Source organism: Alteromonas sp. NFXS44 (genome assembly GCF_040148705.1).
GTDB lineage: Bacteria > Pseudomonadota > Gammaproteobacteria > Enterobacterales > Alteromonadaceae > Alteromonas.
Genome location: NZ_JAGDEA010000008.1, coordinates 58324 through 79118 on the forward strand (window position 1 = coordinate 58324; position 20795 = coordinate 79118).

The 20795-nt window shown below is 49.0% G+C and carries 20 protein-coding genes; 11 read left to right on the forward strand and 9 right to left on the reverse strand.

Going from position 1 to position 20795, the window contains the following annotated elements; translation table 11 throughout:
* Nucleotides 1-29: 29 nt before the first annotated feature.
* The gene (locus tag J3369_RS11320) at nucleotides 30-665 is read right to left on the reverse strand and encodes a response regulator transcription factor (protein WP_303574736.1); all 636 of its coding nucleotides are present in this window, start codon (nucleotides 663-665) and stop codon (nucleotides 30-32) included.
* Nucleotides 666-848: 183 nt separating this feature from the next.
* Between J3369_RS11320 and cmoA the strand changes: the two genes are divergently transcribed.
* The 8 genes from cmoA to J3369_RS11360 all read left to right on the forward strand — a co-directional run bounded on the left by cmoA (nucleotide 849) and on the right by J3369_RS11360 (nucleotide 10134).
* Nucleotides 849-1595 (forward strand): carboxy-S-adenosyl-L-methionine synthase CmoA, encoded by a 747-nt coding sequence (cmoA, locus tag J3369_RS11325; RefSeq protein ID WP_349586818.1) that lies wholly within the window; start codon nucleotides 849-851, stop codon nucleotides 1593-1595.
* Between the two features lie 8 nt (nucleotides 1596-1603).
* A complete protein-coding gene (gene cmoB / locus J3369_RS11330) occupies nucleotides 1604-2578 on the forward strand; it encodes a tRNA 5-methoxyuridine(34)/uridine 5-oxyacetic acid(34) synthase CmoB (protein ID WP_349587638.1) in 975 nt (324 codons plus the stop codon).
* 137 nt (nucleotides 2579-2715) lie between these two features.
* Nucleotides 2716-3585 (forward strand): kinase, encoded by an 870-nt coding sequence (locus J3369_RS11335; protein ID WP_349586820.1) that lies wholly within the window; start codon nucleotides 2716-2718, stop codon nucleotides 3583-3585.
* A gap of 2 nt (nucleotides 3586-3587) precedes the next feature.
* Nucleotides 3588-4403, forward strand: a complete 816-nt coding sequence (locus J3369_RS11340) for an HAD-IIB family hydrolase (protein WP_349586823.1) — start codon at nucleotides 3588-3590, stop codon at nucleotides 4401-4403.
* Nucleotides 4404-4420: 17 nt separating this feature from the next.
* Entirely contained in the window at nucleotides 4421-5644 is a 1224-nt protein-coding gene (locus tag J3369_RS11345; RefSeq protein WP_119501460.1) for a glycosyltransferase family protein, read from the forward strand.
* Nucleotides 5645-5647: 3 nt separating this feature from the next.
* Nucleotides 5648-7408: a sugar phosphorylase gene (locus tag J3369_RS11350; protein WP_349586825.1), complete on the forward strand. Its 1761-nt coding sequence runs from the start codon at nucleotides 5648-5650 to the stop codon at nucleotides 7406-7408.
* Nucleotides 7409-7505: 97 nt separating this feature from the next.
* A complete protein-coding gene (moeA, locus tag J3369_RS11355) occupies nucleotides 7506-8753 on the forward strand; it encodes a molybdopterin molybdotransferase MoeA (RefSeq protein ID WP_349586828.1) in 1248 nt (415 codons plus the stop codon).
* Nucleotides 8754-8760: 7 nt separating this feature from the next.
* Nucleotides 8761-10134 carry an MATE family efflux transporter gene (locus J3369_RS11360; protein WP_349586831.1) on the forward strand — a complete coding sequence of 458 codons (1374 nt, stop codon included), beginning with the start codon at nucleotides 8761-8763 and terminating at the stop codon, nucleotides 10132-10134.
* On the opposite strand, the gene J3369_RS11365 is transcribed toward J3369_RS11360, so the two are convergent.
* From J3369_RS11365 to J3369_RS11375, 3 genes are read right to left on the reverse strand one after another with little or no spacing between them, the layout of a single operon-like run.
* Entirely contained in the window at nucleotides 10100-10792 is a 693-nt protein-coding gene (locus tag J3369_RS11365) for a rhomboid family intramembrane serine protease (RefSeq protein WP_349586834.1), read from the reverse strand. The two genes, J3369_RS11360 and J3369_RS11365, sit on opposite strands and share 35 nt — an antisense overlap.
* A gap of 43 nt (nucleotides 10793-10835) precedes the next feature.
* Nucleotides 10836-11459 (reverse strand): nucleotidyltransferase family protein, encoded by a 624-nt coding sequence (locus J3369_RS11370; protein WP_303574744.1) that lies wholly within the window; start codon nucleotides 11457-11459, stop codon nucleotides 10836-10838.
* The gene (locus J3369_RS11375; protein WP_349586838.1) at nucleotides 11444-12430 is read right to left on the reverse strand and encodes an XdhC family protein; all 987 of its coding nucleotides are present in this window, start codon (nucleotides 12428-12430) and stop codon (nucleotides 11444-11446) included. The genes J3369_RS11370 and J3369_RS11375 overlap by 16 nt, the downstream gene beginning before the upstream one ends.
* A gap of 395 nt (nucleotides 12431-12825) precedes the next feature.
* On the opposite strand from J3369_RS11375, the gene cysK reads away from it, so the two are divergent.
* Both cysK and J3369_RS11385 read left to right on the forward strand, forming a co-directional pair.
* The gene (cysK, locus tag J3369_RS11380) at nucleotides 12826-13791 is read left to right on the forward strand and encodes a cysteine synthase A (protein ID WP_119501466.1); all 966 of its coding nucleotides are present in this window, start codon (nucleotides 12826-12828) and stop codon (nucleotides 13789-13791) included.
* 105 nt (nucleotides 13792-13896) lie between these two features.
* Nucleotides 13897-14361 (forward strand): hypothetical protein, encoded by a 465-nt coding sequence (locus J3369_RS11385; RefSeq protein ID WP_349586841.1) that lies wholly within the window; start codon nucleotides 13897-13899, stop codon nucleotides 14359-14361.
* Between the two features lie 17 nt (nucleotides 14362-14378).
* On the opposite strand, the gene ggt is transcribed toward J3369_RS11385, so the two are convergent.
* Both ggt and J3369_RS11395 read right to left on the reverse strand, forming a co-directional pair.
* Nucleotides 14379-16109 (reverse strand): gamma-glutamyltransferase, encoded by a 1731-nt coding sequence (gene ggt, locus J3369_RS11390; RefSeq protein ID WP_502877444.1) that lies wholly within the window; start codon nucleotides 16107-16109, stop codon nucleotides 14379-14381.
* A 39-nt stretch (nucleotides 16110-16148) separates the two neighbouring features.
* Nucleotides 16149-16913: an enoyl-CoA hydratase gene (locus J3369_RS11395; protein WP_303574748.1), complete on the reverse strand. Its 765-nt coding sequence runs from the start codon at nucleotides 16911-16913 to the stop codon at nucleotides 16149-16151.
* Between the two features lie 83 nt (nucleotides 16914-16996).
* Here J3369_RS11395 and rrtA point away from each other — a divergent pair, with 83 nt between their 5' ends.
* Nucleotides 16997-17602, forward strand: coding sequence for a rhombosortase (gene rrtA / locus J3369_RS11400; RefSeq protein WP_119501469.1), 606 nt, complete (start codon nucleotides 16997-16999; stop codon nucleotides 17600-17602).
* 20 nt (nucleotides 17603-17622) lie between these two features.
* Here rrtA and J3369_RS11405 read toward each other — a convergent pair whose 3' ends face one another.
* The 3 genes from J3369_RS11405 to J3369_RS11415 are packed head-to-tail and all read right to left on the reverse strand — an operon-like array spanning nucleotide 17623 to nucleotide 20760.
* Nucleotides 17623-18378 (reverse strand): gluconate 2-dehydrogenase subunit 3 family protein, encoded by a 756-nt coding sequence (locus tag J3369_RS11405; RefSeq protein WP_349586845.1) that lies wholly within the window; start codon nucleotides 18376-18378, stop codon nucleotides 17623-17625.
* A gap of 2 nt (nucleotides 18379-18380) precedes the next feature.
* Entirely contained in the window at nucleotides 18381-20060 is a 1680-nt protein-coding gene (locus J3369_RS11410) for a GMC family oxidoreductase (RefSeq protein ID WP_349586848.1), read from the reverse strand.
* A 1-nt stretch (nucleotide 20061) separates the two neighbouring features.
* Complete coding sequence (locus J3369_RS11415) at nucleotides 20062-20760, reverse strand: 3-keto-disaccharide hydrolase (protein ID WP_349586850.1); 699 nt, start codon at nucleotides 20758-20760, stop codon at nucleotides 20062-20064.
* Nucleotides 20761-20795 lie beyond the last annotated feature (35 nt).

The window sequence follows — 20795 nt, forward strand, 5'->3', positions numbered from 1 at the left end:
ATGCGGCCTTTTTTTATTTTTCGGGAGAATTAACTGAACTGCAATTTGTCCATCAGCAGTACAGCCTGAGTCCGCGTATTAATTTCAAGCTTACGCAAAATTGCGCTGATGTGTGCCTTGATAGTCGCTTCGGTCACATTCATTTCGTGGGCAATTTGCTTGTTCATTAAACCTGCACGCAGGAAGCTTAGCACCTGAATTTGTTTCGGCGTAAGTTCACGGAAACGTTTCAACAGTTGAGTCATCTCTTCATCAACGTTCTCCAGGTCCGCTTTCATCTCTTCCGGTACCCAGTTTTCACCGCCTTTGATGGTCACGATTGCTTCAGCAATTTGTTTCGTGGGCGATGATTTGGGAATAAAGCCCTGAGCACCCAGTCCCATGACCTGAGCAACAACATCAATGCTTTCATTGGCAGAAATAACCGCGACGGGTAATTCCGGATAAACATCTTTAACGGAAATAAGACCGTTGAAGTATTCGCCTCCCGGCATATTTAAATCTAATAACAGTAAATCAATGTGGTGATTTTCAGTTAACACGGTCATCATGGATTCAAGACTGTCCGCTTCAAGAATTTCAGCGTCCTTGAAATACGGTTCCAGCGCAGCACTTAATGCTTCCCTGAACAGTGGATGATCATCTGCAACTAATATACGAGTCATATAATGCGGTGCCCGAACTATGTAATTTTTCCTGTTACTATAGGGTAATACTTTAGGCTAACGATATAAAGTCAAATTAACTTAAGGGGCTTTATAATCAAGAAATTTTTCCTTTTAAATGAAAAAAACGTGGCAATCCTTTAAAATCTGCCCCGTTTTTTAGCTAATCAGTAAGGTCTTTCAGTGCAAAAGCCGGATAATATTTTTGCCAGCCATATGACAACCGTCAGTGATTTCCGATTTGATGAACACGTAGCTGACGTATTTCCCGATATGATTCAACGTTCAGTACCGGGCTATCAGACGATTCTGCATACCATCGGAGAACTGGCCAGAGCCAGAGTCACTGAAGGCAGCAATGTATATGATCTCGGCTGTTCTCTGGGGGCTGCCAGTCTTGCTGTTGCACGTAACACAGATCATTTATTCTGTCAGATCACCGGTATTGATAATTCCCCGGCAATGATTGAGCGCTGTGAACGGGTAATTTCCAGCTTTCATTTACCCAACCATGTCACACTCCATTGTGAATCTGCTCTGGACACAAAAATAGAAAATGCATCCATGGTGATCATGAATTTCACCTTGCAGTTTATTCCGCCGGAGCAAAGAGAAACGCTGCTGAGCAAAATTTTCAACGGCATGAATCCGGGCGGCATCCTCGTTTTGTCAGAGAAAATTCAGCATCCCAGTGAACAGGGAAATCATCTTCTTATCGACCTGCATCATCAGTTTAAGCGCAATAATGGTTACAGTGAACTGGAAGTCAGCCAGAAACGGGCAGCGCTTGAAAATGTGATGCTCACCGACACCTACCAGACGCACGAAAGCCGCTTGAAAAAGGTAGGGTTTGAAGATGTGGTGATGTGGTTCAAATGCTATAACTTTACCTCAATGGTGGCCATTAAGGCTGATGGAGACAATGCCTGATGCGACGTATTTCTGATCCCTGGTTCACTGAATGTTACCGTCAGTTGCTGAACACGCCTCTGGCACACTGGCTTGAAACGCTGCCGGCACAAATCAGCGAATGGCAACGGGAACACCTTCACGGAGAATTCAGTAAATGGTGTAAATTGCTGGAAAAACTTCCTGAGACCACTGTCAGTTCAAAAGAACTGAAACACAGTGTTACTGCGGGTAGCGCCGCTGACATCAGCGAATATCAGCAGAAACAGATAGAAGGTCTGCTGAAACAGTTTATGCCCTGGCGAAAAGGCCCCTATCACATTCACGGTATTCATATTGATACAGAATGGCGGTCTGACTGGAAATGGGATCGGGTACTGCCTCATATCAGCCCGCTTGCCAACCGTCATGTTCTGGATGTGGGTTGTGGTAGCGGCTATCACATGTGGCGTATGCTGGGAGAAGATGCTGCCGGCGTTTATGGCATCGATCCGACTCAACTGTTTTTAATTCAGTTTCAGGCTATCAGGCATTTTATTCCTGCCGCTAATATCCATTTTTTACCGCTGGGCATTGAGCAGATGCCGGCATTAAAAGCATTTGATACCGTGTTCTCAATGGGTGTGCTATACCATAGAAAAGATCCGGTACAGTTTCTCACCCAACTGAAAGATCAGTTACGCAAAGGCGGCGAACTGGTGCTTGAAACACTGGTAGTGGAAGGTGATGAGCAGACCGTACTGATGGCAGGCGAACGTTATGCACAAATGCGTAACGTCTGGTTTCTGCCAAGTGTAAAAGCACTCACTGTGTGGCTGAGCAGACTGGGTTTTGAAAATATAAAGGTCGCTGATATCAACACCACGTCTCCGGATGAGCAGCGCACCACAGAGTGGATGACGTCTCAGTCTTTGAAAGATTTTCTGGATCCTGATGACATCAGCAAAACCATTGAAGGTTATCCTGCACCACAACGTGCAGTACTGATAGCCACGAAAAAGTAACTTTATGTCCTGTTCGTTTGCAGACTGTTGCCAATTCTGAGCATAGGTCTGCAAGCATACCTGACCCGGATTGGCATAATTGTTGTAGTTACTACTTTATAAACTGTGCTGAAACAGCACGTCACACAGGTAGTAACATGGATATTACGGGCTTTCTGAACGAGCACCAGTTACCGGACACTTACCAGGCCATTGCACAAGAATGGTTCATACCGTTAGCAGACGAAATCCTTTCGCACACAAATGGTGCAGAAAGGCCATTTTTCGTCGGTGTTAATGGCTGTCAGGGATCAGGGAAATCCACATTATGCGACTTTCTTATCCACTACTTCACCCACCAGCACGGGCTGTCAGCCGTCACGATCTCCCTTGACGATTTCTATCTCTCCCGTGCAAGACGACAAGAACTTGCTGCCAACGTACATCCCCTACTTTGCACCAGAGGTGTACCCGGTACGCACAATACGATACTGGCTGATGACACTTTCACAGCGTTAAAATCGACAGGCAGCGTTGCTCTGCCACGCTTCAATAAAGCCACCGATGATCCTTTTGAAGAACCTGCATGGCCGGTAATCACTTCTCCACCTGATATTGTGTTAATTGAAGGCTGGTGTTGGGGCGTGTCAGCGCAATCTGAAGACGCACTTAAAGAGCCGGTTAATGATCTTGAGCGTACCGAAGACCCGGATGGCGCATGGCGTCGGTATGTGAATGATAAAATTGCTTCAGAATATGAATCTTTATACGATGAAATGCAGTATTGGGTAATGTTAAAAGGTCCGTCTTTTGAGCATGTTTACAAATGGCGGTGTGAACAGGAACACAAACTGGCCGCAAAAAACGGTAAAACCGGAAGCGGTATTATGAGCGATGAACAAATCCTTCGTTTCATACAACATTATCAGAGACTCACAGAACATGCGTTTAATTCCCTGCCTGCAAAGTGTAATCAGGTATTTGAGTTAGATGAAAACAGAGTCATTAAAAACGTCATCAGGAAGTAGTCATGAACACAGCGAATACACTCATTTTCACTGACATGGACGGTACGTTACTTGACCACCATACATACAGTTTTGAAGCAGCAAAGCCTACGCTGACCTCACTGTCAAAGCGAAATATTCCCGTCATCCCTACCACCAGCAAGACCTTTGTTGAATTGCTTGAATTGCGGGAAACCATTGGCCTGACCGGCCCGTTTATCTTAGAAAACGGCGCTGCAGCGTACATTCCTCATGGTTTTTTCGCGAAAAAACCAGCCGGTACCGTGTGGCAGGATGGTTTCTGGTGTAAATCTTTCACCTCATCGAAAATGTACTGGCTGAAATTACTCGAAAAGGTCAAACCGGATTTTGCCGGTGAATTCACCCATTTCAGTGAGATGTCCAATGAGGACATCTGTGAAGCCACCGGGTTATCACCCGCAGAAGCTGCACTGGCTGCACAGCGACAATTCGGTGAGCCGGTCTTGTGGCAAGGAACAGATGAGAGAAAAGAGGCGTTTATCCGGTCTGTGACAGACAGAGGTGCCTACCCGCTGGAAGGCGGCCGTTTTATTCATATTTCCGGCGACTGTAATAAGGGCGCAGCCCTTCAATGGTTTGTCGAAGAGTTTATCCGTCAACATGACGAACCGGTGACCAGTATTGCGCTGGGTGACGGTAAAAACGATATTGCAATGCTTGAGGCGGCGGATATTGCCGTTCGGATCGCCTCCCCGAGCCATCAACCCCCTACACTAAAAAAAGAAGAAAATGTATACACCAGTACCCTGCACGGCCCGCAAGGCTGGACTGAAGTACTGACCCGATTACTTTTTTAACAGGACATGGAGAACACATGGCTGATTTTTATCAAAATGGCGTAGTGACAACGTTACACAACTTATCAAGACGCCCTACAGAAGAGCTTGAAGCTGAACTGTTACGATTTTCTCAGAAACGTCCGATGGCGCTGATCCTGCCGTCTTTGTATTCAGAACTGGAAGGCGAAGCCCTGCCGCATATCGTCGACGAACTCACCCACGTCCCCTATCTGTCTGAAATCGTCATTGGCCTTGACCGTGCAGATAAAGAGCAATACAAATCTGCATTAAAATTTTTCGAAAAGCTGCCGCAACACCATCGCGTTTTGTGGAACGACGGCCCCCGTCTTAAAGCCATTGACGAAGAACTATCGGCTCTGAATCTCGCGCCTAAGGAACTGGGTAAAGGCCGCAACGTCTGGTACTGCATGGGGTATATTCTGGCATCCAACCGTGCCGAGTCCGTTGCCCTCCACGATTGCGATATCGTTACCTACAACCGCGACCTGCTGGCCCGCCTAATCTATCCGGTCGCGAATCCTCAGTTCAACTACGAGTTCTGTAAAGGTTATTACGCCCGTGTAGCCAACGGAAAAATCAATGGCCGGGTTTCCCGTTTGCTGGTTACCCCGTTGCTGCGCGCATTAAAACGCACGCTGGGTGATAACGAATATCTGGAATTCATGGACAGCTTCCGTTATCCGCTGGCCGGAGAATTCTCTTTCCGTCGTGATGTGCTGAACGATATCCGTATCCCCAGTGACTGGGGCCTTGAGGTGGGCGTGCTGTCTGAAATGCACCGCAACTACAATCACAACCGCCTGTGTCAGGCCGATATTGCAGATAATTACGATCATAAGCACCAGGACTTGTCATTCAATAATGACCAGGGCGGATTGTCGAAGATGTCTATCGACATCACCAAGGCCCTGTTCAGAAAGCTGGCGACTCAGGGATTTACTTTCAGCAACGAAATGTTCCGTTCCATTAAAGCAACCTATTACCGTATTGCGCTGGATTTCGTTGAAACCTATCACAATGATGCAGTGATGAATGGCCTGACATTAGACATTCACAATGAAGAAAAAGCCGTTGAACTGTTTGCCAGCAATATTATGAAAGCGGGTAACAGCTTCCTGGATAATCCGATGGAAACACCATTTATTCCAAGCTGGAACAGGGTCACCAGTGCAGTACCGGACATTCTTGACCGCCTGCTGGAGGCCGTTGAAGCAGACACAGCAGAATTATTAGGGTAACGCATGACGAGTTGGGAACAATTACATGAAAAAGTCAGTCATCACTTGCAGTCGATTTATGCTGATGTGGTTCTGGATATCCCTGTGGGAGATCTTGCCACTCAGCTGATGCAGACGATGCGTCTTGAAGAAGATAAAGACGTTGTTCAACCAACGCCGCACTGCAATTACTGGGATGAAGAAGATATTATCATGATCACTTACGGTGACAGTGTGATCAGTGATGATGAGCAGCCATTGTTTACCCTTGACCGTTTTCTGCACACCTACTGTAAGAACACGATCAACAAGGTACACATGCTGCCCTTCTTTCCTTACAGTTCAGACGATGGCTTTTCCGTCATCGACTATTCCAGTGTGAATGAATCACTGGGAGACTGGCCTGATATTGAACGGCTGTCAAAGCACTACGGCCTGATGTTTGATCTTGTTATCAACCATTGTTCTGCCCGTAGTGCCTGGTTTGACAATTTCCAGAAAGGCGAAGGCACTGGCAGTGATTTCTTTTTTACTGCCGATCCGTCCGATGATTTATCTATGGTTACCCGTCCGCGGGTGTCTCCCTTGCTGCGGGAAACTGAAACCGCCACCGGCACGAAACATGTCTGGTGTACGTTCAGTCACGACCAGGTGGATTTTGATTTCCGCAATCCGAAGGTACTGCTGGCTTTTGTGGAAATTATCCGTCTGTATCTGGACAAAGGCGCTAAGTTGTTCCGTCTGGATGCAGTAGCGTTTTTGTGGAAAATTATCGGTACCAGTTGTATCAATCTGGCTCAGACCCACGAAGTTATCCGTTTGCTCCGTACACTGATTGAACACACTGATCCTACTGTCATTATTATTACCGAAACCAACATCCCTAACCGGGAGAACCTGACGTATTTCGGTAATGCCAATGAAGCCCATGCGATCTATAACTTCTCACTCCCCCCATTGCTGGTAAATACCCTTGTTACCGGCAACTGTGGCTATCTGAAGAACTGGATGATGAGTATGCCGCCGGCACAGAACGGCACGACATATTTCAACTTCATAGCCTCTCATGACGGTATAGGTCTGCGCCCTGCTGAAGGCTTACTTGACGATGAAGAAATTTCTACACTGGTACATACCATGCAGAATTTCGGCGGTAAGGTCTCCTGGCGGGCGTCTGATCATGGTCAGCAGAAGCCATATGAAATCAACATTACTTTGTTTGACGCACTGCAAGGAACCACAGCAGGTCCGGATAAGTATCAGGTAGACCGCTTCATTTGTGCTCATGCCATTATGCTGGGTATGGAAGGTATACCGGGTCTGTACATCCATAGTTTACTGGGAACCAGCAATGACTATGAAAAAGTGGCTAACACCGGTCAGAACCGCTCTATCAACCGGCACAGATGGAACTTTGAGGAACTGGCAGCCCTGCTGGACTCGCCGTTTTCTCAACACCATAAAGTGTTAACCCGTTTGTCCCAGCTTATCCGTATCAGAAAAGCACAACCGGCTTTTCACCCCAATGCCACACAGTTTACCCTGCAACTGGGTGACACCTTGTTTGGCTACTGGCGGCAAAGTCTCGACAGACGTCAGAGCGTGTTCTGCGTCAGCAATGTCACGAATGAAGAACAGTCTATCCTGCTTTCCAGTATTAATCTGATTGGCACAGATAAATGGATGGACCTCATTACCCGTGATGAAATTGAAGACGTGGGCGGATTCATGCAGTTAAAGCCGTACCAGACTGTGTGGATCAGCAATATGGAGTTTGAAGACTGACACGCTTATCAACACCTGCGGAATTCTGGCCGCAGGTGTTGGTTTTCTTATACCAATCAGTAATAATCCCCTTCTTAATTCGCCTGCGCTAATAAATATGACCAATTCTGCTTCCACTCCCACCGGCTGGCTTCCACTGGACGAGGCCCTGAGCCGTGCTCTTGCCGCTGTTACTCCTGTTACAGAAACTGAAAACGTTGCTGTATCTGATGCGCTGTACCGTATTACCGGCGAAGACATTGTTTCACAGACAGATGTACCACCGGCAGATAATTCTGCGATGGACGGTTACGCCCTTTATGCAGCCGATACCGCCGGCGAACCCGTCACGGTTTCCGGTGCGCAGTTTGCGGGCATGGCTTTTCCGGAACAAAAAATACAGCGGGGTACTGCAGTACGGATCATGACCGGTGCGCTTATCCCTCCCGGAGCAGAATGCGTGGTTATGCAGGAAAATACACGCAGGGAAGATGACATTATCACAGTGACCAAACCCGCTATTGCCGGTGAAAATATTCGCCGCGCCGGCGGAGATATAGCTAAAGGCGCACAGGTCATTAAACGGGGCACCCGCCTTGAACCTGGTCATCTGGTACTGCTTGCCTCAATGGGGATCAGTTCAGTGAGTGTTTTCCGCAAACTGAAAGTGGGGATCATGGCTACCGGCGATGAACTGGTTGAGGCGGGAGTACCTTTGCAGTCAGGTCAGATTTACGAATCAAACCGTACCGGCACACGGGCCTTACTCGCACATGAGCCGGTCACAATCACTGACTATGGCATTATTCCTGATGACAAAGCCGCGCTGGAAACGGTATTTAAAGAGGCATCTGAATCTCAGGATGTCATTATATCCAGCGGCGGTGTATCTGTAGGTGATGCCGATTTTGTTAAAGAACTGGTTGCCAGGCTTGGTGAGATTGCGTTCTGGAAAATCGCGATTAAACCGGGCAAACCCTTCGCATTCGGTTCTCTGGGAAATGCACGCTTCTGTGGCGTACCGGGCAACCCGGTGTCAGCCTGGGTCACCACACAGCAACTGGTGTTACCCATGCTCAAACGGTTGAGCGGTATTGAAACTGACGGGGCAGGTAAGCCTCTTACCATTAATGCCACACTGACCGCCGGTATAAAACGTAAAGCCGGCAGACAAGAATTCCTGCGGGCGGTTATGGTTGTGCAGGAGGATGGCAGCTATAGCGTCACTCCGTCAGGTAAACAAAGTTCCGGTGTGATGACCACCGTGACACAGGCTAATTGTTACATTGTCGTTCCGTCTGACTGCAAAATGCTCAGTGCCGGTGATACGGTAAAAGTGCAGCCATTTTCAGTTAACGGAGCATAATTCACCCATGGCGGCATTCATTTCTCCGCGCTTTGCCGTGGAAAGTAAACGTTTGATCACCCTTGCCTGGCCTCTGTTGATTGCCCAGATAACTCAGATGATGATGGGTGTTATTGATACCATTATGGCCGGTCATTACAGTGCTACAGATATGGCCGCTGTGGCACTGGGTTTCAGTATCATTGTACCGTTGCAGTGTTTTATTCAGGGCCTGGGTCTTGCTATGCCCCCTATCCTGTCCAGATTACACGGAAAGGGAAATACATCTGACGTAGCCTCTGCGGCCTGGCAGGCCGGATACCTGCTACTGACAATCAGTTTACTCATTCTGCTTATCTGGCCGCTTACCGGCCACCTGGTCGCACTGTTTCCCATGGAGCCGGCACTCTACGATATTACCGTGGACTATGTGCAGTTTGTGTTGCTTTCCATGCCGGCATTTGCCGGTTACCAGTGGTTGCGTAACTTCTGTGAAGGCCTTGGCACCACCAAACCCACCATGGCCATTACGTTGATCGGATTAATGTGTAACGTCGCGGGTAACTATATATTCATTTATGGCGCAGGGCCGGTTCCTGCATTCGGTGGCGCGGGGTGTGGTATCGCCACGGCCATTGTTATATACACGATGTTTTTCGCTACCATGGCTTACGTTTTGTTGTCTGACAGACTGAAAAAGTACAACCTGTTCGGCCACATCTGTCGCCCGGATTTGCGCATGATCCTGCGCACATTCAAACTCGGATTTCCGGTGGCCATGACTCTTCTGTTTGAGGTTACCCTGTTTGCCGTCGTTGCCCTGATGCTGGCCCCTTTCGGACCCGGCACCGTAGCGGCTCACCAGGTTGCACTCAATTTCAGTGCAATCATGTTCATGTTTCCCCTGAGCTTAGGCATGGCGCTGTCAATCCGTGTAGGTTACCGGATTGGCCAGAACAATCCTACGCAGGCCCGCATGGTGGTAAAAAGCGGTATTACCATCGGTATGTGTATTGCCACGTTAACCGCCAGCTTCACGTTACTGGCCAAGGGTGCCATCATCAGCCTGTATACGCAGGATGAAACGGTGTTTGCACTGGCTAACTCATTGCTGATTTACGCCGCGCTTTTCCAGTTCTCTGATGCAATTCAGGTGTTATCGGCCAATGCGTTACGGGGATATAAAGACACCACGGCTATGTTTATCATCACTTTCATTGCCTACTGGCTAATCGGTCTTCCCACCGGGCTTATTCTGGGTCGTACAGACTGGATAACCAGTGAGCCTATGTCTGCTGCCGGCTTCTGGATAGGTTTTATTGTGGGGTTAAGCAGCGCTGCCGTGATGTTAGGCAGCCGCGTTATGATTATTCAGCGCCGCCAGCGCGTTCACGCGGCTTAGGCGGCTCTTCCGGCCCGGTGGATTGCCACTGATCACCAATCACCGGGTCTTCTTCATCCTGCGATTCCCAGTAATAGCGCTTCCTCAGCGGTTTGGGATCCTGTTTACCAAACAGCAGTGCAGCAATAACCCCTCCTGCTGCACCGAAAAAATGCGCCTCGTAAGAAATTTGCGGGTCGCGGGGAAAAATAGACATCATCATGCCGCCATACAGAAAGAATGCGATCATCATCAGACCCGTTGAGCGGTTATCTCTTCGCAGAATGGCAATAACGAACAGATAAAAAAACAATCCGTGTGCAACACCGCTTGCCCCCAGATGCACAGACGGCCTGCCAAATAACCATACGCCAATACCTGAACCCAGCCATGCAAAAGCCAGCGCTTTGCCTCTCGTAGCCGGATAGCCATAATACAGGGCGGAACCAAGAATGATCAGTGGCAATGTATTATGGAATAAATGCTCATAAGAACTGTGTACCAGAGGGGCAGTAATAATGCCGTGAAGTCCTGCTAAGGACAAAGGCACAATACCCAGTGTATTTAAGGGTAAATGGAACAACACACCGGCGGACTGGATGACCCAGAGCACAGTGACACACAGAACACTGAGCCATACCGATCTCAGCAGGATATCGCGTTTATTTGAATGCTTCATAATCCCGATATTGGGACAATATCGGGAATTACCATACAGCGGCTTAATTGCGGTTTAATTTATGCCAGTCATCCGGCGTATCAACATCCAGCGCAGCTTGCGGGTGAGGTACGGCAAAACACTCAGGGGCAGCAGCGTTGAGCAGTTTTGCCGCCCCCTTCTGTCCATTCAGAGACAAAAGCAATGCTTCATCAGAGTAAGGAAAGATAGCCGGTGACATGCGTTTTCCTTCAGCCAGGCTGGCAATCCGGCTGGCAGGAAAAATCCCTGCTTTTTCTGCGAGTGCGCGAAGGGAATCTGTAGTGACAGACGGCGTATCACCCAATCCGATAAAAAAATGATCCGGCGACAATGTGCCGGTTTCCTCACAATAATGCAGCACGGCTTTAACACCGGTAGCAATACTGCCGCCCATTCCCTGCTGCCAGGCGTCATTGTGGGCGAGAGACACCTCTGGCAATACCGGACTATTAACCAGACATTCGGCAACCGCCTCACGGTAACAACCGGTCACCACAAATACAGGCAAATCCGTGAAGGGTGCATATTGCTGTACAACATACTCCAGCAATGTGTCACCTTGCGGATGGGCAGTAAGTAATTTGTTGTCGCCATACCGGCTGGCCTCACCGGCAGCCAGTATAATAACCGCTATTCTGCCTGACATGGCTTCCCCTTCAGTGAACGGGCAGACTTGCCATTTACCACAGCGTGTGCCTGCGCAAGCATGGATAATGCAATTGACTCAGGTAGTTCACCTCCGATTGCGATACCGGCAGGTGCATGAAGTGGCAGGGGTAACAGAGACTCATCAATGCCGGCTTCTTCCAGCACACGCTCAGCGCGATGTGAGGGACCCAGCAAGGCAATATATTGTAAAGACTGCGGCGGTACAGAAACCATTGTCGCAAGCGCCTCACCGTCCATACGCACCTGATGATGCATAACAATGACTGCGTTCATCTGGTGATACCAGTCTGTGCCGCTAATGTCACCCGCTGCCTGTTCGTCTGTTACTGTGGCAGTGGTAAAGTCTGCAGGCCGCGCATAACGCGCTCTGCTGTCGTTAACAATAACACGCCAGCCGAGCCTTGAAGCCATATCGCATAACGGCAGTGCATCTACACCGCCACCTAAAATGCCCAGCGTGGGAGGTGGTGTGAGTGTGGCTGTAAACAGTGCTTTGTCGCCAGGATCAGATGTCGCCGCAGATCCTGAAGGAATGCCCGGTGTGACCGGCTGTGAAAAATAAACGGTTTGCTGCCGGCTGAGCGCATCAAGCACATCTGTCAGCCCCAGCCAGTTGTTTTGTGCACTCACAGGTTGTAAAAGAAGCGTCACTTCACCGCCGCAACCAATGCCCAGCCGCCAGGCAACATCACCTTCTTCCTGCATATCATAGGTCACAATACGACTGTTACCTGTTTCCCAGCACCGCCGTGACTGATGCAACAAATCACTTTCCAGACATCCACCGGAAACAACACCCAGCTGACTGCCAAATTCACTGAACAGCATCATTGCACCGGCTTTGCGGTAAGAAGAGCCTTCGGTATTGATGATGGTTGCCAGCAACCAGTTACCTGCATCGCGCTGAGGGAACCAGTCCGACAACACATGGTAAATATGATGATTCATTTTTCCCCGCCTGAACGACCATGAACAGCCTGTACGCTATACGCAGAACCAGTTCACAGTTTTATATTTCTTAAGCCGGTATCACCGGCAAATTTACCGCTAATATATAACAAAGTATCACCACATCCGTGACGTCTGTCGTAAATCCTGTACCACTGCACCTGTCATCCCGGCTGAACGCTGTTTGTAATTACGGTGAATTTGACTGTAACGACCACCCGTTTGCCTGCTTTTTAACCCTCATCGCAAATCAAAATAAGTTATATCGAAAAAGCACTTTTCATTTTACAAGATGACACCAATTATATAACGGTACACAAATACCTGTGTGGTTCTGTTCATTTGACAGACTACATCATTGTCTGCAGGTATTTTTAACCAGGTAAGGAATAATAATGCAAGTATTTGACGACAACTCATTATCTATTGGCCGCACACCGCTGGTAAAACTCAATCGCGTTACCGGTGGCAATGTGTATGCAAAAATTGAATCACGCAACCCGAGCTTCAGTGTGAAATGCCGTATCGGCGCTAACATGATCTGGGATGCAGAAAAGCGTGGTGTTCTGGGCCCGGGTAAAGAGATTGTTGAACCGACCAGTGGTAATACAGGTATTGCACTGGCATTCGTTGCAGCTTCCCGTGGTTACAAGCTGACACTGACCATGCCAAGCAGCATGAGTCTTGAGCGCAGAAAATTACTCAAGGCACTGGGTGCAAATCTGGTACTGACTGAAGCGCCTAAAGGTATGAAAGGTGCCGTTGCAGCCGCTCAGGAAATCGTTGCTTCTGATCCTGAAAAATTCGTTCTGCTGCAACAGTTTGATAACCCTGCTAACCCGGCAATCCACGAAAAAACAACCGGCCCTGAAATCTGGGAAGCCACTGACGGTAAGGTTGATGCCTTTGTTGCCGGTGTCGGTACCGGCGGTACGATTACCGGTGTTAGCCGTTACCTTAAGAATACCAAAGGTAAAGCAATTACTTCTGTCGCCGTAGAACCGACAGATTCACCTGTTATCACCCAGGCCAAGAACGGTGAAGAACTGACACCGGGTCCTCACAAAATCCAGGGGATTGGTGCCGGTTTCATTCCGGGTAACCTGGATCTGGACCTGGTAGATGAAGTCGAACAGGTAACTAACGACGAGAGCATGGAAATGACACACCGTCTGATGAAGGAAGAAGGCATCCTTGCCGGTATTTCTTCCGGTGCGGCAGTTGTCGCAGCTAAGCGTTTTGCTGAGCGTCCGGAAAACAAAGACAAAATCGTTGTTGTTCTGCTTGCCAGTGGTACAGAACGTTACCTGAGCAGTCCGCTGTTTGCCGGTGAATTCGGTGAACAGGAAGAAGTTCAGTAAGCGTTAAAGATATAAAATCAGAAAGCGGGGTATGATTACCCCGCTTTTTTGTTGCCTCTAAAATCTGCTATTTTTATAACAGTTTAGCCGTCCGGAATAAATATCATGAATTACCCTTCCCGCCACCTCAGTTCCCTGTTCATCGTTTTATGTCTGATTTTGATATCCGGCTGTAAAGAAAAGGAAGAAGGGCTCGGGCGCTACGGAATGATGGACGAAAATACGCCGGACTACGCTGCAGTGGCATTTATGAAAAGTATTTATGAAGACAAGAACATAAACCGTGCAGTAGAACTGAGTTCTGACAGCATGGCAAGAATGCTTAAGCGTTACCATACAAACCGTAACGTACAGAGACACATTGTTAATTTGCGTTACGATACAGTTACCATTACACCTCAGGGATCTAACCGTGTGGGACGTAATGAGTTTGCGGAAAATGCCACCGTCACTTTATTTTTCAGCGGCCAGTATAATGATGACAAAGTGGAAGATTTAAGAACGGTACAAATGATCCGCGACGACGGGCTGTGGAAAGTTGACCGCATCGACCCGGACCATTTTATGTAAACCGGTAAGCGGGGCTTTTACTGCCCCACTGCTACCCCTTCACGGCGGGGATCGGCACCGCCAATCAACTTACCGTTTTTCACTTGTACGCCATGTAAACCTGAGTTCAGATCCATCACTTTGACATCATGACCCAGTGCTTCAAGTGCAGGTTTCAGCGCCTCAGCGGACGTACCGGCCTCCAGCGCAGTATAATCATTTCTGTTGGTCATTCTGGGCAGATTAATGGCCTGCTGCACATCAAGTTTAAAGTCGAGAACTCCGAACAGGGTCTGCGCAACATAATCAATAATACGACTGCCACCCGGTGAGCCGATGACCAGTTCAAGATCGCCTTTATCATCAAACACCATGGTCGGGCTCATGGCACTGCGCGGGCGCTTACCCGGTTCCACACGGTTAACCACAGGCCAGCCGTTAATATCCGGATTAAATGAGAAATCCGTAAGCTGGTTATTCAGCAGGAAACCGTCGACCATTAAGCCGGAACCGAACATAAACTCAATGCTGGTTGTGATAGACACCGCGTTCCCTTCTTTATCCACAATTGAGAAGTGGCTGGTGTTAGGCTGCTCCAGATTCATCCCAAGGTGAACTTTAGCATCGGTGTAAGGCTTGCCGGCCTTTGCTTTATGCCATTTTTCGTTGATACCAATCGTCTCTGCACGGCGTTTCAGGTATGGCGCGTTGATCAAAGCCGCAAAGGGTAAATCGGTAAAGTCGCTGTCGGCAATATACATTTCCCGGTCAGCAAAACTGAGGGCACTGGCCTGTGCAAATAAATGGGCAAATTCCGCACTGTCAGGCTTCAATGAAGCGATGTCCTGACCTTCCAGCAGTTTCATGATCTGGAATACATTGATCCCCCCGGAACTGGGCGGTGCCATGCCACAAATTTTATGTTCGCGGTAATCGCCGCACACCGGTTTTTTCTTTAATGCTTCGTATCCGGCAATATCAGCCGTGGTAATTTGTCCCGGGTTGATGGATGCCCCGTTCACTGCCTTAACAATTTTCTCAGCCACAGGGCCTTTGTAGAAATAGTCTGTACCGTCACTGGCGATATGGCGCAAGGTATCTGCAAGCGCTTTATTCTTTTTAACCGTTCCTTCCTTCAGCGGTGCACCGGCAGGATAAAAATAGGTAGCGCTGGATGGAAACTCTTTCAGACCCGGGTGTTTATTCAGCGAGACAAGGTGCGCCAGACGGGCTGACACACGGAACCCTTCAGCGCTGGTGTTGATCGCATCGTCAAACAGGTCTTCCCATTTAAGCTTGCCGAATTCCTGCTGCGCAGTTTCCAGTGCTTTTAATGCGCCGGGAACACCCACAGATTTACCACCAACCACAGCTTCAAGCCAGTTCATCTGGTTTTTACCTTTGAAGAACCAGTAAGGTGTAACGGCAGCCGGTGCGGTTTCCCGCCCGTCAAATGTATGCAGAGTCTTAGTTTTATTATCCCAGTAAAGGATAAAGGCACCACCACCGATCCCGGAGGACTGGGGCTCAACCAGTGTGAGCATTGCCTGCACAGCCACAGCGGCATCAATAGCAGAACCACCTTTTTCGATAATGTTTTTACCCGCCCATGAGGCGTAGGGATTTGCAGCCACAACCATATAATCATTGGCTACACGGGCTTTTTTATTTTCAAATCCGGTAGCCGCTTCAGGCTCAAAACGTTCAACAGCTTGAGTGGCGGACACCAGTGTGACCGATAAACAAACGACTTTAACAGCCGTTGCCAGAATTCCCTGACTGAACTTCAATGTATCGCTTCCTCTGAATTACTTAAATTTATCCCGGTTTAACGGGCGCTTGTTGATGAATGCATCGAATGCTTCTTTGGCTGCCGGTGTAGACAGCGCTTCAAGAAAGATATCCAGTTCAGCACTGATTTGTTGTTGTATGGCATCCTGCTCATTATTCATCAATGCTTTTGTCTGGTTCAGTGCGAATGCGGGCTTTTGTGCCAGTTTCCGGCACACTGCCTCAACATGTTCGCTTAACTTTTCTGCCGCAATGATGGCGGTAACGACACCAAACTGCTGAGCTTCTTCTGCGCCGAAGGTTTCGCCCAGCATCAGCCATTCACTGGCCTTGCGGCGACCGGCCAGTCTGGGTAACAGATAGCTTGACGCATATTCGGGCACCAGACCGAGATTAATGAAAGGCATACAAAAAACGCTCTCCGGCGCACAATACACCAGATCACAATGTAACAATAAGGTCGTCCCGATGCCAACGGCAACGCCATGAACCTGCGCGACAACAGGACTAGTACACTGAGTCAGAGCATTCATGAAGGCAACAATCTCAGCAACGTTATCGCCCTCCTCCCTGTGCGCAAAGTCTGCAATATCGTTACCGGCCGTAAACGCACTGCCTTCCCCTCTGAGCAGTATAACCTTCACTTCCGGATCGAGGCTCGCGGTATTAATTGCATCCGCCATTAACTGATACATTTCACGGGTTAACGCATTTTTCTTGTCCGCGCGGTTCAGGCTGATGGTCAGAACGTGGTTTTCTATCTGTGTAGTCACAGTGCTCATGACAAAATCCTCACAAAATTACAGGCAAATTCTTATCAGTTTTCTGTATCATAGCGATTTAACAGCAAAAACTACAAAATTTCATGTCATCTGATTTCACCAAATTTGCCGGACCTTACGGCGGGCCCCTGCTGCTGACACTCTGTGTGTTGCTGGCCTGCGTCTTCGAACCCGCGTCAGGGGAATGGCTGGCATATGACCGTTATGCCATAGAGGGCTTTGAAACCTGGCGTTTACTCACGGCCAATATTGTTCACACCAATGGCTGGCACGCTTTACTGAATCTGGCCGGACTGACTTTACTCACATTTCTGCATAGCGACCATTATCGTTTCATGCGGTTTATTAAATTATTTCTCTGGTGCAGTTTACTGACCAGTGCAGGTATTTATTACTTTTCACCACAACTCATATGGTACGCGGGCTTGTCCGGCGCATTACACGGCGTGTTTTTGTGGGGCGCCTGCATGGATATCCGTGCCGGTTTAAAGTCAGGCTGGTTACTGGCCTGCGGTGTAGTCGCTAAAATAGTGTATGAACAAATCAATGGCGGCTCTGCTGATGTAGAGGCACTGATTGGCGCTGCGGTTGCAACAGATGCCCACCTTTACGGTGCGGTAGCGGGTCTTTTAATGTTTCTGCTGATGATTATTCCGGTGAACAAACGCCGTCCGGCAGTGCAGCACTGACAGACGGCTTTATTCAATTATCAGCTTTTAAGCGCATACTCCGACAAACCTAACTCACTGATAACACGGTTAATGTGCGTCATAGCCTCATCCGTGGGTCCGGGATAGTCTCCGGCAATGGCAACGTTCCCCTGATAGCCAATATCTCTGGTGCCTTCCGGCGAACTGAAATAGGCAGCCAGAACCAAACCACGAAGACGGGAAAAAGCCTCAGCCGGACGCAGATATGCATCACCGGTATTGTCGTTGACCGTCGCTATATCATCCAGGATGGCTTTCTGCCGGGCTTCTGTCAGGTCTGTGAACGTCATGTCATGACGCAATGCAGCTTCGTCATTCAACCATACCAGAAGTGGCATGATGAATTTGCGGTCGTTTTGCTGCCGCTCATAGGGTGCACTTATCCACTCGTCAACGACATCCGGTACATTAACTCCGGTGGCAGAAGGGTATTCCCCTTCCTGAGGAACAATAAGATCGCTGATGTCAGCAACCAGTTGCAGCTCTTTTTGTGACAGGAGCCGCGGCCAGGGTGATTCAGGCGGCATGATAAGATCAGGATCTTTCCCGTAACCGGCGGCATTCACCGGCTTCAGTGTGAGTTCAGGCCAGTGCCCCTCACCCGCTCCTGCTGTGGCCTTCGCGCTTTTATCCGGCTCGCCTGAACACGCTGTTAATGCAGGAAATGCCGCAGTGGCTGCCAGAGCACTCAGCCATTTTAACGATTCGCGGCGTGTTAACCGTGGCACATAAACGGAAGATTTTACATCTCTCATGGCTACAGGCTCCCTTGTTGAATTTGTCCTGCCAGCCAGCTTGAATTACGCATGGCCAGGGTCAGTATAGTCAGAGTACAGTTTTTATGAGGATTAGAGGCGAACACGCCGCCATCCATGATAAACAGATTTTTACAGTCCCAGGTTTGTCCCCATTCATTGGTCACAGAGGTGCCGGGATCGTCTCCCATCCTGGTTGTGCCCACCTCATGAATAATTTCGCCGCCTTTGAGGATAGCCTCTTCAGGAGAAGGTAATTTCCCCGGGTCAGCGCCCATATTGGCAAAAATTTTCTTAGCGGTTTCAAGGCCGTGCCTGACCTGGTTGAGTTCATTTTCCGACCATTTCCAGTGAAACTTCGCAACAGGTATACCCCATTTGTCTTTCACGTCTTTATCAATTTCCATATAACAATGTTCATTCGGCACCATTTCTCCACGCAGCGCGAAACCAATGTAACTGCCATAGGCTGAACGGGCCTCTGCTTTTACAGCTTCACCGTAGCCCTGAAAATCACCGGCTACCCAACTGCCGGGCTCACGGAAACCACTGCCGATTTCAAAGTGATAACCTCTCGGAAAGTCCAGCTCCCCTTTTTCCTGCGCCTCGTGGCCCCACCAGGGAATGAACAAATGGTTCGATGTATGGCCATCTTCGTTATACCGTGGCCGGTCCCGCAGTGCCGGCACGTAGGCACCGATGTTCGCCCCGGTGGAATCCATCAGATTGCGACCTACCTGTCCGCTGGAATTAGCCAGTCCGGCAGGATGCTTTTCTGATGCTGAATTCAGCAGGATCCGCGCCGACTCACAGGCACTGGCGGCCAGAATAACCACGGGAGCATCAACGTCGGTATCATTACCAGTTTTCTTATCCACATAAGTCACCCCCGTGGCTTTACCGTTCACATCTGTACGGACAGCTTTTACCATTGCATCGGTAATTACGGTCAGGTTTCCGGTGGCTCTGGCCATAGGAATTAATGATGTGGTGGTCTGAAAAGCCGCACCGATAGAGCAGCCATGGCCACAGGGCGTGGCATAAAAACACTTCTGGCGGATATCCTGAGAGCGTGTCAGCACTGCACGGTGCATCGGCGCGGTTCGTATACCTTCTTTACCGGCAGCAGCAGCCACCAGTAATTCAGTGACTCTGGGGGCAGGAGCTGGCTGTAATACACCTTCAGAAGAGTCAGGCATATCTTCATGACCGGTATTCTCCCCGCACACGCCGACAAGGGTTTCTGTTTTGTCATACCAGGGCGCAATGTCATCATACTCAAATGGCCAGTCAGCACCATGACCGTCACGGGTCTTACCTTTAAAATCATGATGAGAAAAACGCAGGGAATAACGGCCCCAGTGATTAGTCCGGCCACCCAGCATCCGCGCACGCCACCAGAGAAATTCGGTATCATCTGCAGTCGTGTACGGTTCGTCAGGTACGGTCCAGCCACCATCTACGGTAGCGTCGTAGTAGCCAAAATCTTTATCTACATTCCCCGAGCCCATCAAAGGCGCATCACCGGGTCTTTTAAACATGGGGGTTTCTGTACGAGGGTCATAATCACGGCCAGCTTCAAGCAGCAACACTTTGATGCCCTGCCGCGTTAACTCGTAAGCAGCCATGGCACCCCCGGCACCGGAGCCGACTACCAGTACCTGAAAATCAGTGTTATTCATTTCACAGTTCCTTTATTTTTATATTTTTGAACCACACCGTGTTGCCGTGGTCCTGCAATCCAAGATGACCGGAAGAGTTAGCCGCAAAGCCTTCCCAGTCAGCAAATTTGCTAGCCGCCACCAGATTCTTCCAGGTTGATGTACCGATAACCACGTTGGTCGTCATCACATCGTTCTGCCACACCTGTAACAAATTATCGTTCAGTTTTATGCGGGTTGTATTCCACTCTCCGGCGGGTTTTGAAGCAGAGGAATGCACGGCCACCATGTCATAAAGTGAACCGGCAAGGTGAGTATCTGTTTTGTTGTCGTGCGCTTTTTCGTTATCGAGGATCTGAATCTCAGGTGCATGGGAATAAATATATTTTCCGGTCTCATCGGCGAGAATAAAAATACCGCTGTTTCCTGCTTCTGAGATCTTCCAGTCAATGAGAAAATCGAAGTTCTCCCAGGTCTTGTCAGAAATCAGATCGCCACCACCAGCCTCAGCCAGCTTCATGGCCCCCTCTTCGATAGTCCAGCCGTCACCAACCTGTTTTTCACGGTAATTACGCCAGCCTGTAAAAGATTGCCCGTCAAAAAGTAACTGCCATCCGGCGGCAGATTCCTCTGCGGTCAGTGTATTGTCCTGTGCAGCCTGTACTGTGGCGGTACCGGCCAGATAGATCGTTGCGGCGATTGCCGTAAGCGCTTTCATCATATTTCCTGCCTGTTGTTGGTGTTATCGTTCTTGTT

Bases quoted from the DNA above. Each gene is read 5' to 3' on its own strand.
- J3369_RS11320 (WP_303574736.1), bottom strand. From the start codon at position 665: ATGACTCGTATATTAGTTGCAGATGATCATCCACTGTTCAGGGAAGCA.
- J3369_RS11335 (WP_349586820.1), top strand. From the start codon at position 2,716: ATGGATATTACGGGCTTTCTGAACGAGCACCAGTTACCGGACACTTAC.
- J3369_RS11340 (WP_349586823.1), top strand. From the start codon at position 3,588: ATGAACACAGCGAATACACTCATTTTCACTGACATGGACGGTACGTTA.
- J3369_RS11345 (WP_119501460.1), top strand. From the start codon at position 4,421: ATGGCTGATTTTTATCAAAATGGCGTAGTGACAACGTTACACAACTTA.
- J3369_RS11350 (WP_349586825.1), top strand. From the start codon at position 5,648: ATGACGAGTTGGGAACAATTACATGAAAAAGTCAGTCATCACTTGCAG.
- moeA (WP_349586828.1), top strand. From the start codon at position 7,506: ATGACCAATTCTGCTTCCACTCCCACCGGCTGGCTTCCACTGGACGAG.
- J3369_RS11360 (WP_349586831.1), top strand. From the start codon at position 8,761: ATGGCGGCATTCATTTCTCCGCGCTTTGCCGTGGAAAGTAAACGTTTG.
- J3369_RS11365 (WP_349586834.1), bottom strand. From the start codon at position 10,792: ATGAAGCATTCAAATAAACGCGATATCCTGCTGAGATCGGTATGGCTC.
- J3369_RS11370 (WP_303574744.1), bottom strand. From the start codon at position 11,459: ATGTCAGGCAGAATAGCGGTTATTATACTGGCTGCCGGTGAGGCCAGC.
- J3369_RS11375 (WP_349586838.1), bottom strand. From the start codon at position 12,430: ATGAATCATCATATTTACCATGTGTTGTCGGACTGGTTCCCTCAGCGC.
- cysK (WP_119501466.1), top strand. From the start codon at position 12,826: ATGCAAGTATTTGACGACAACTCATTATCTATTGGCCGCACACCGCTG.
- J3369_RS11385 (WP_349586841.1), top strand. From the start codon at position 13,897: ATGAATTACCCTTCCCGCCACCTCAGTTCCCTGTTCATCGTTTTATGT.
- J3369_RS11395 (WP_303574748.1), bottom strand. From the start codon at position 16,913: ATGAGCACTGTGACTACACAGATAGAAAACCACGTTCTGACCATCAGC.
- rrtA (WP_119501469.1), top strand. From the start codon at position 16,997: ATGTCATCTGATTTCACCAAATTTGCCGGACCTTACGGCGGGCCCCTG.
- J3369_RS11405 (WP_349586845.1), bottom strand. From the start codon at position 18,378: ATGAGAGATGTAAAATCTTCCGTTTATGTGCCACGGTTAACACGCCGC.
- J3369_RS11410 (WP_349586848.1), bottom strand. From the start codon at position 20,060: ATGAATAACACTGATTTTCAGGTACTGGTAGTCGGCTCCGGTGCCGGG.
- J3369_RS11415 (WP_349586850.1), bottom strand. From the start codon at position 20,760: ATGATGAAAGCGCTTACGGCAATCGCCGCAACGATCTATCTGGCCGGT.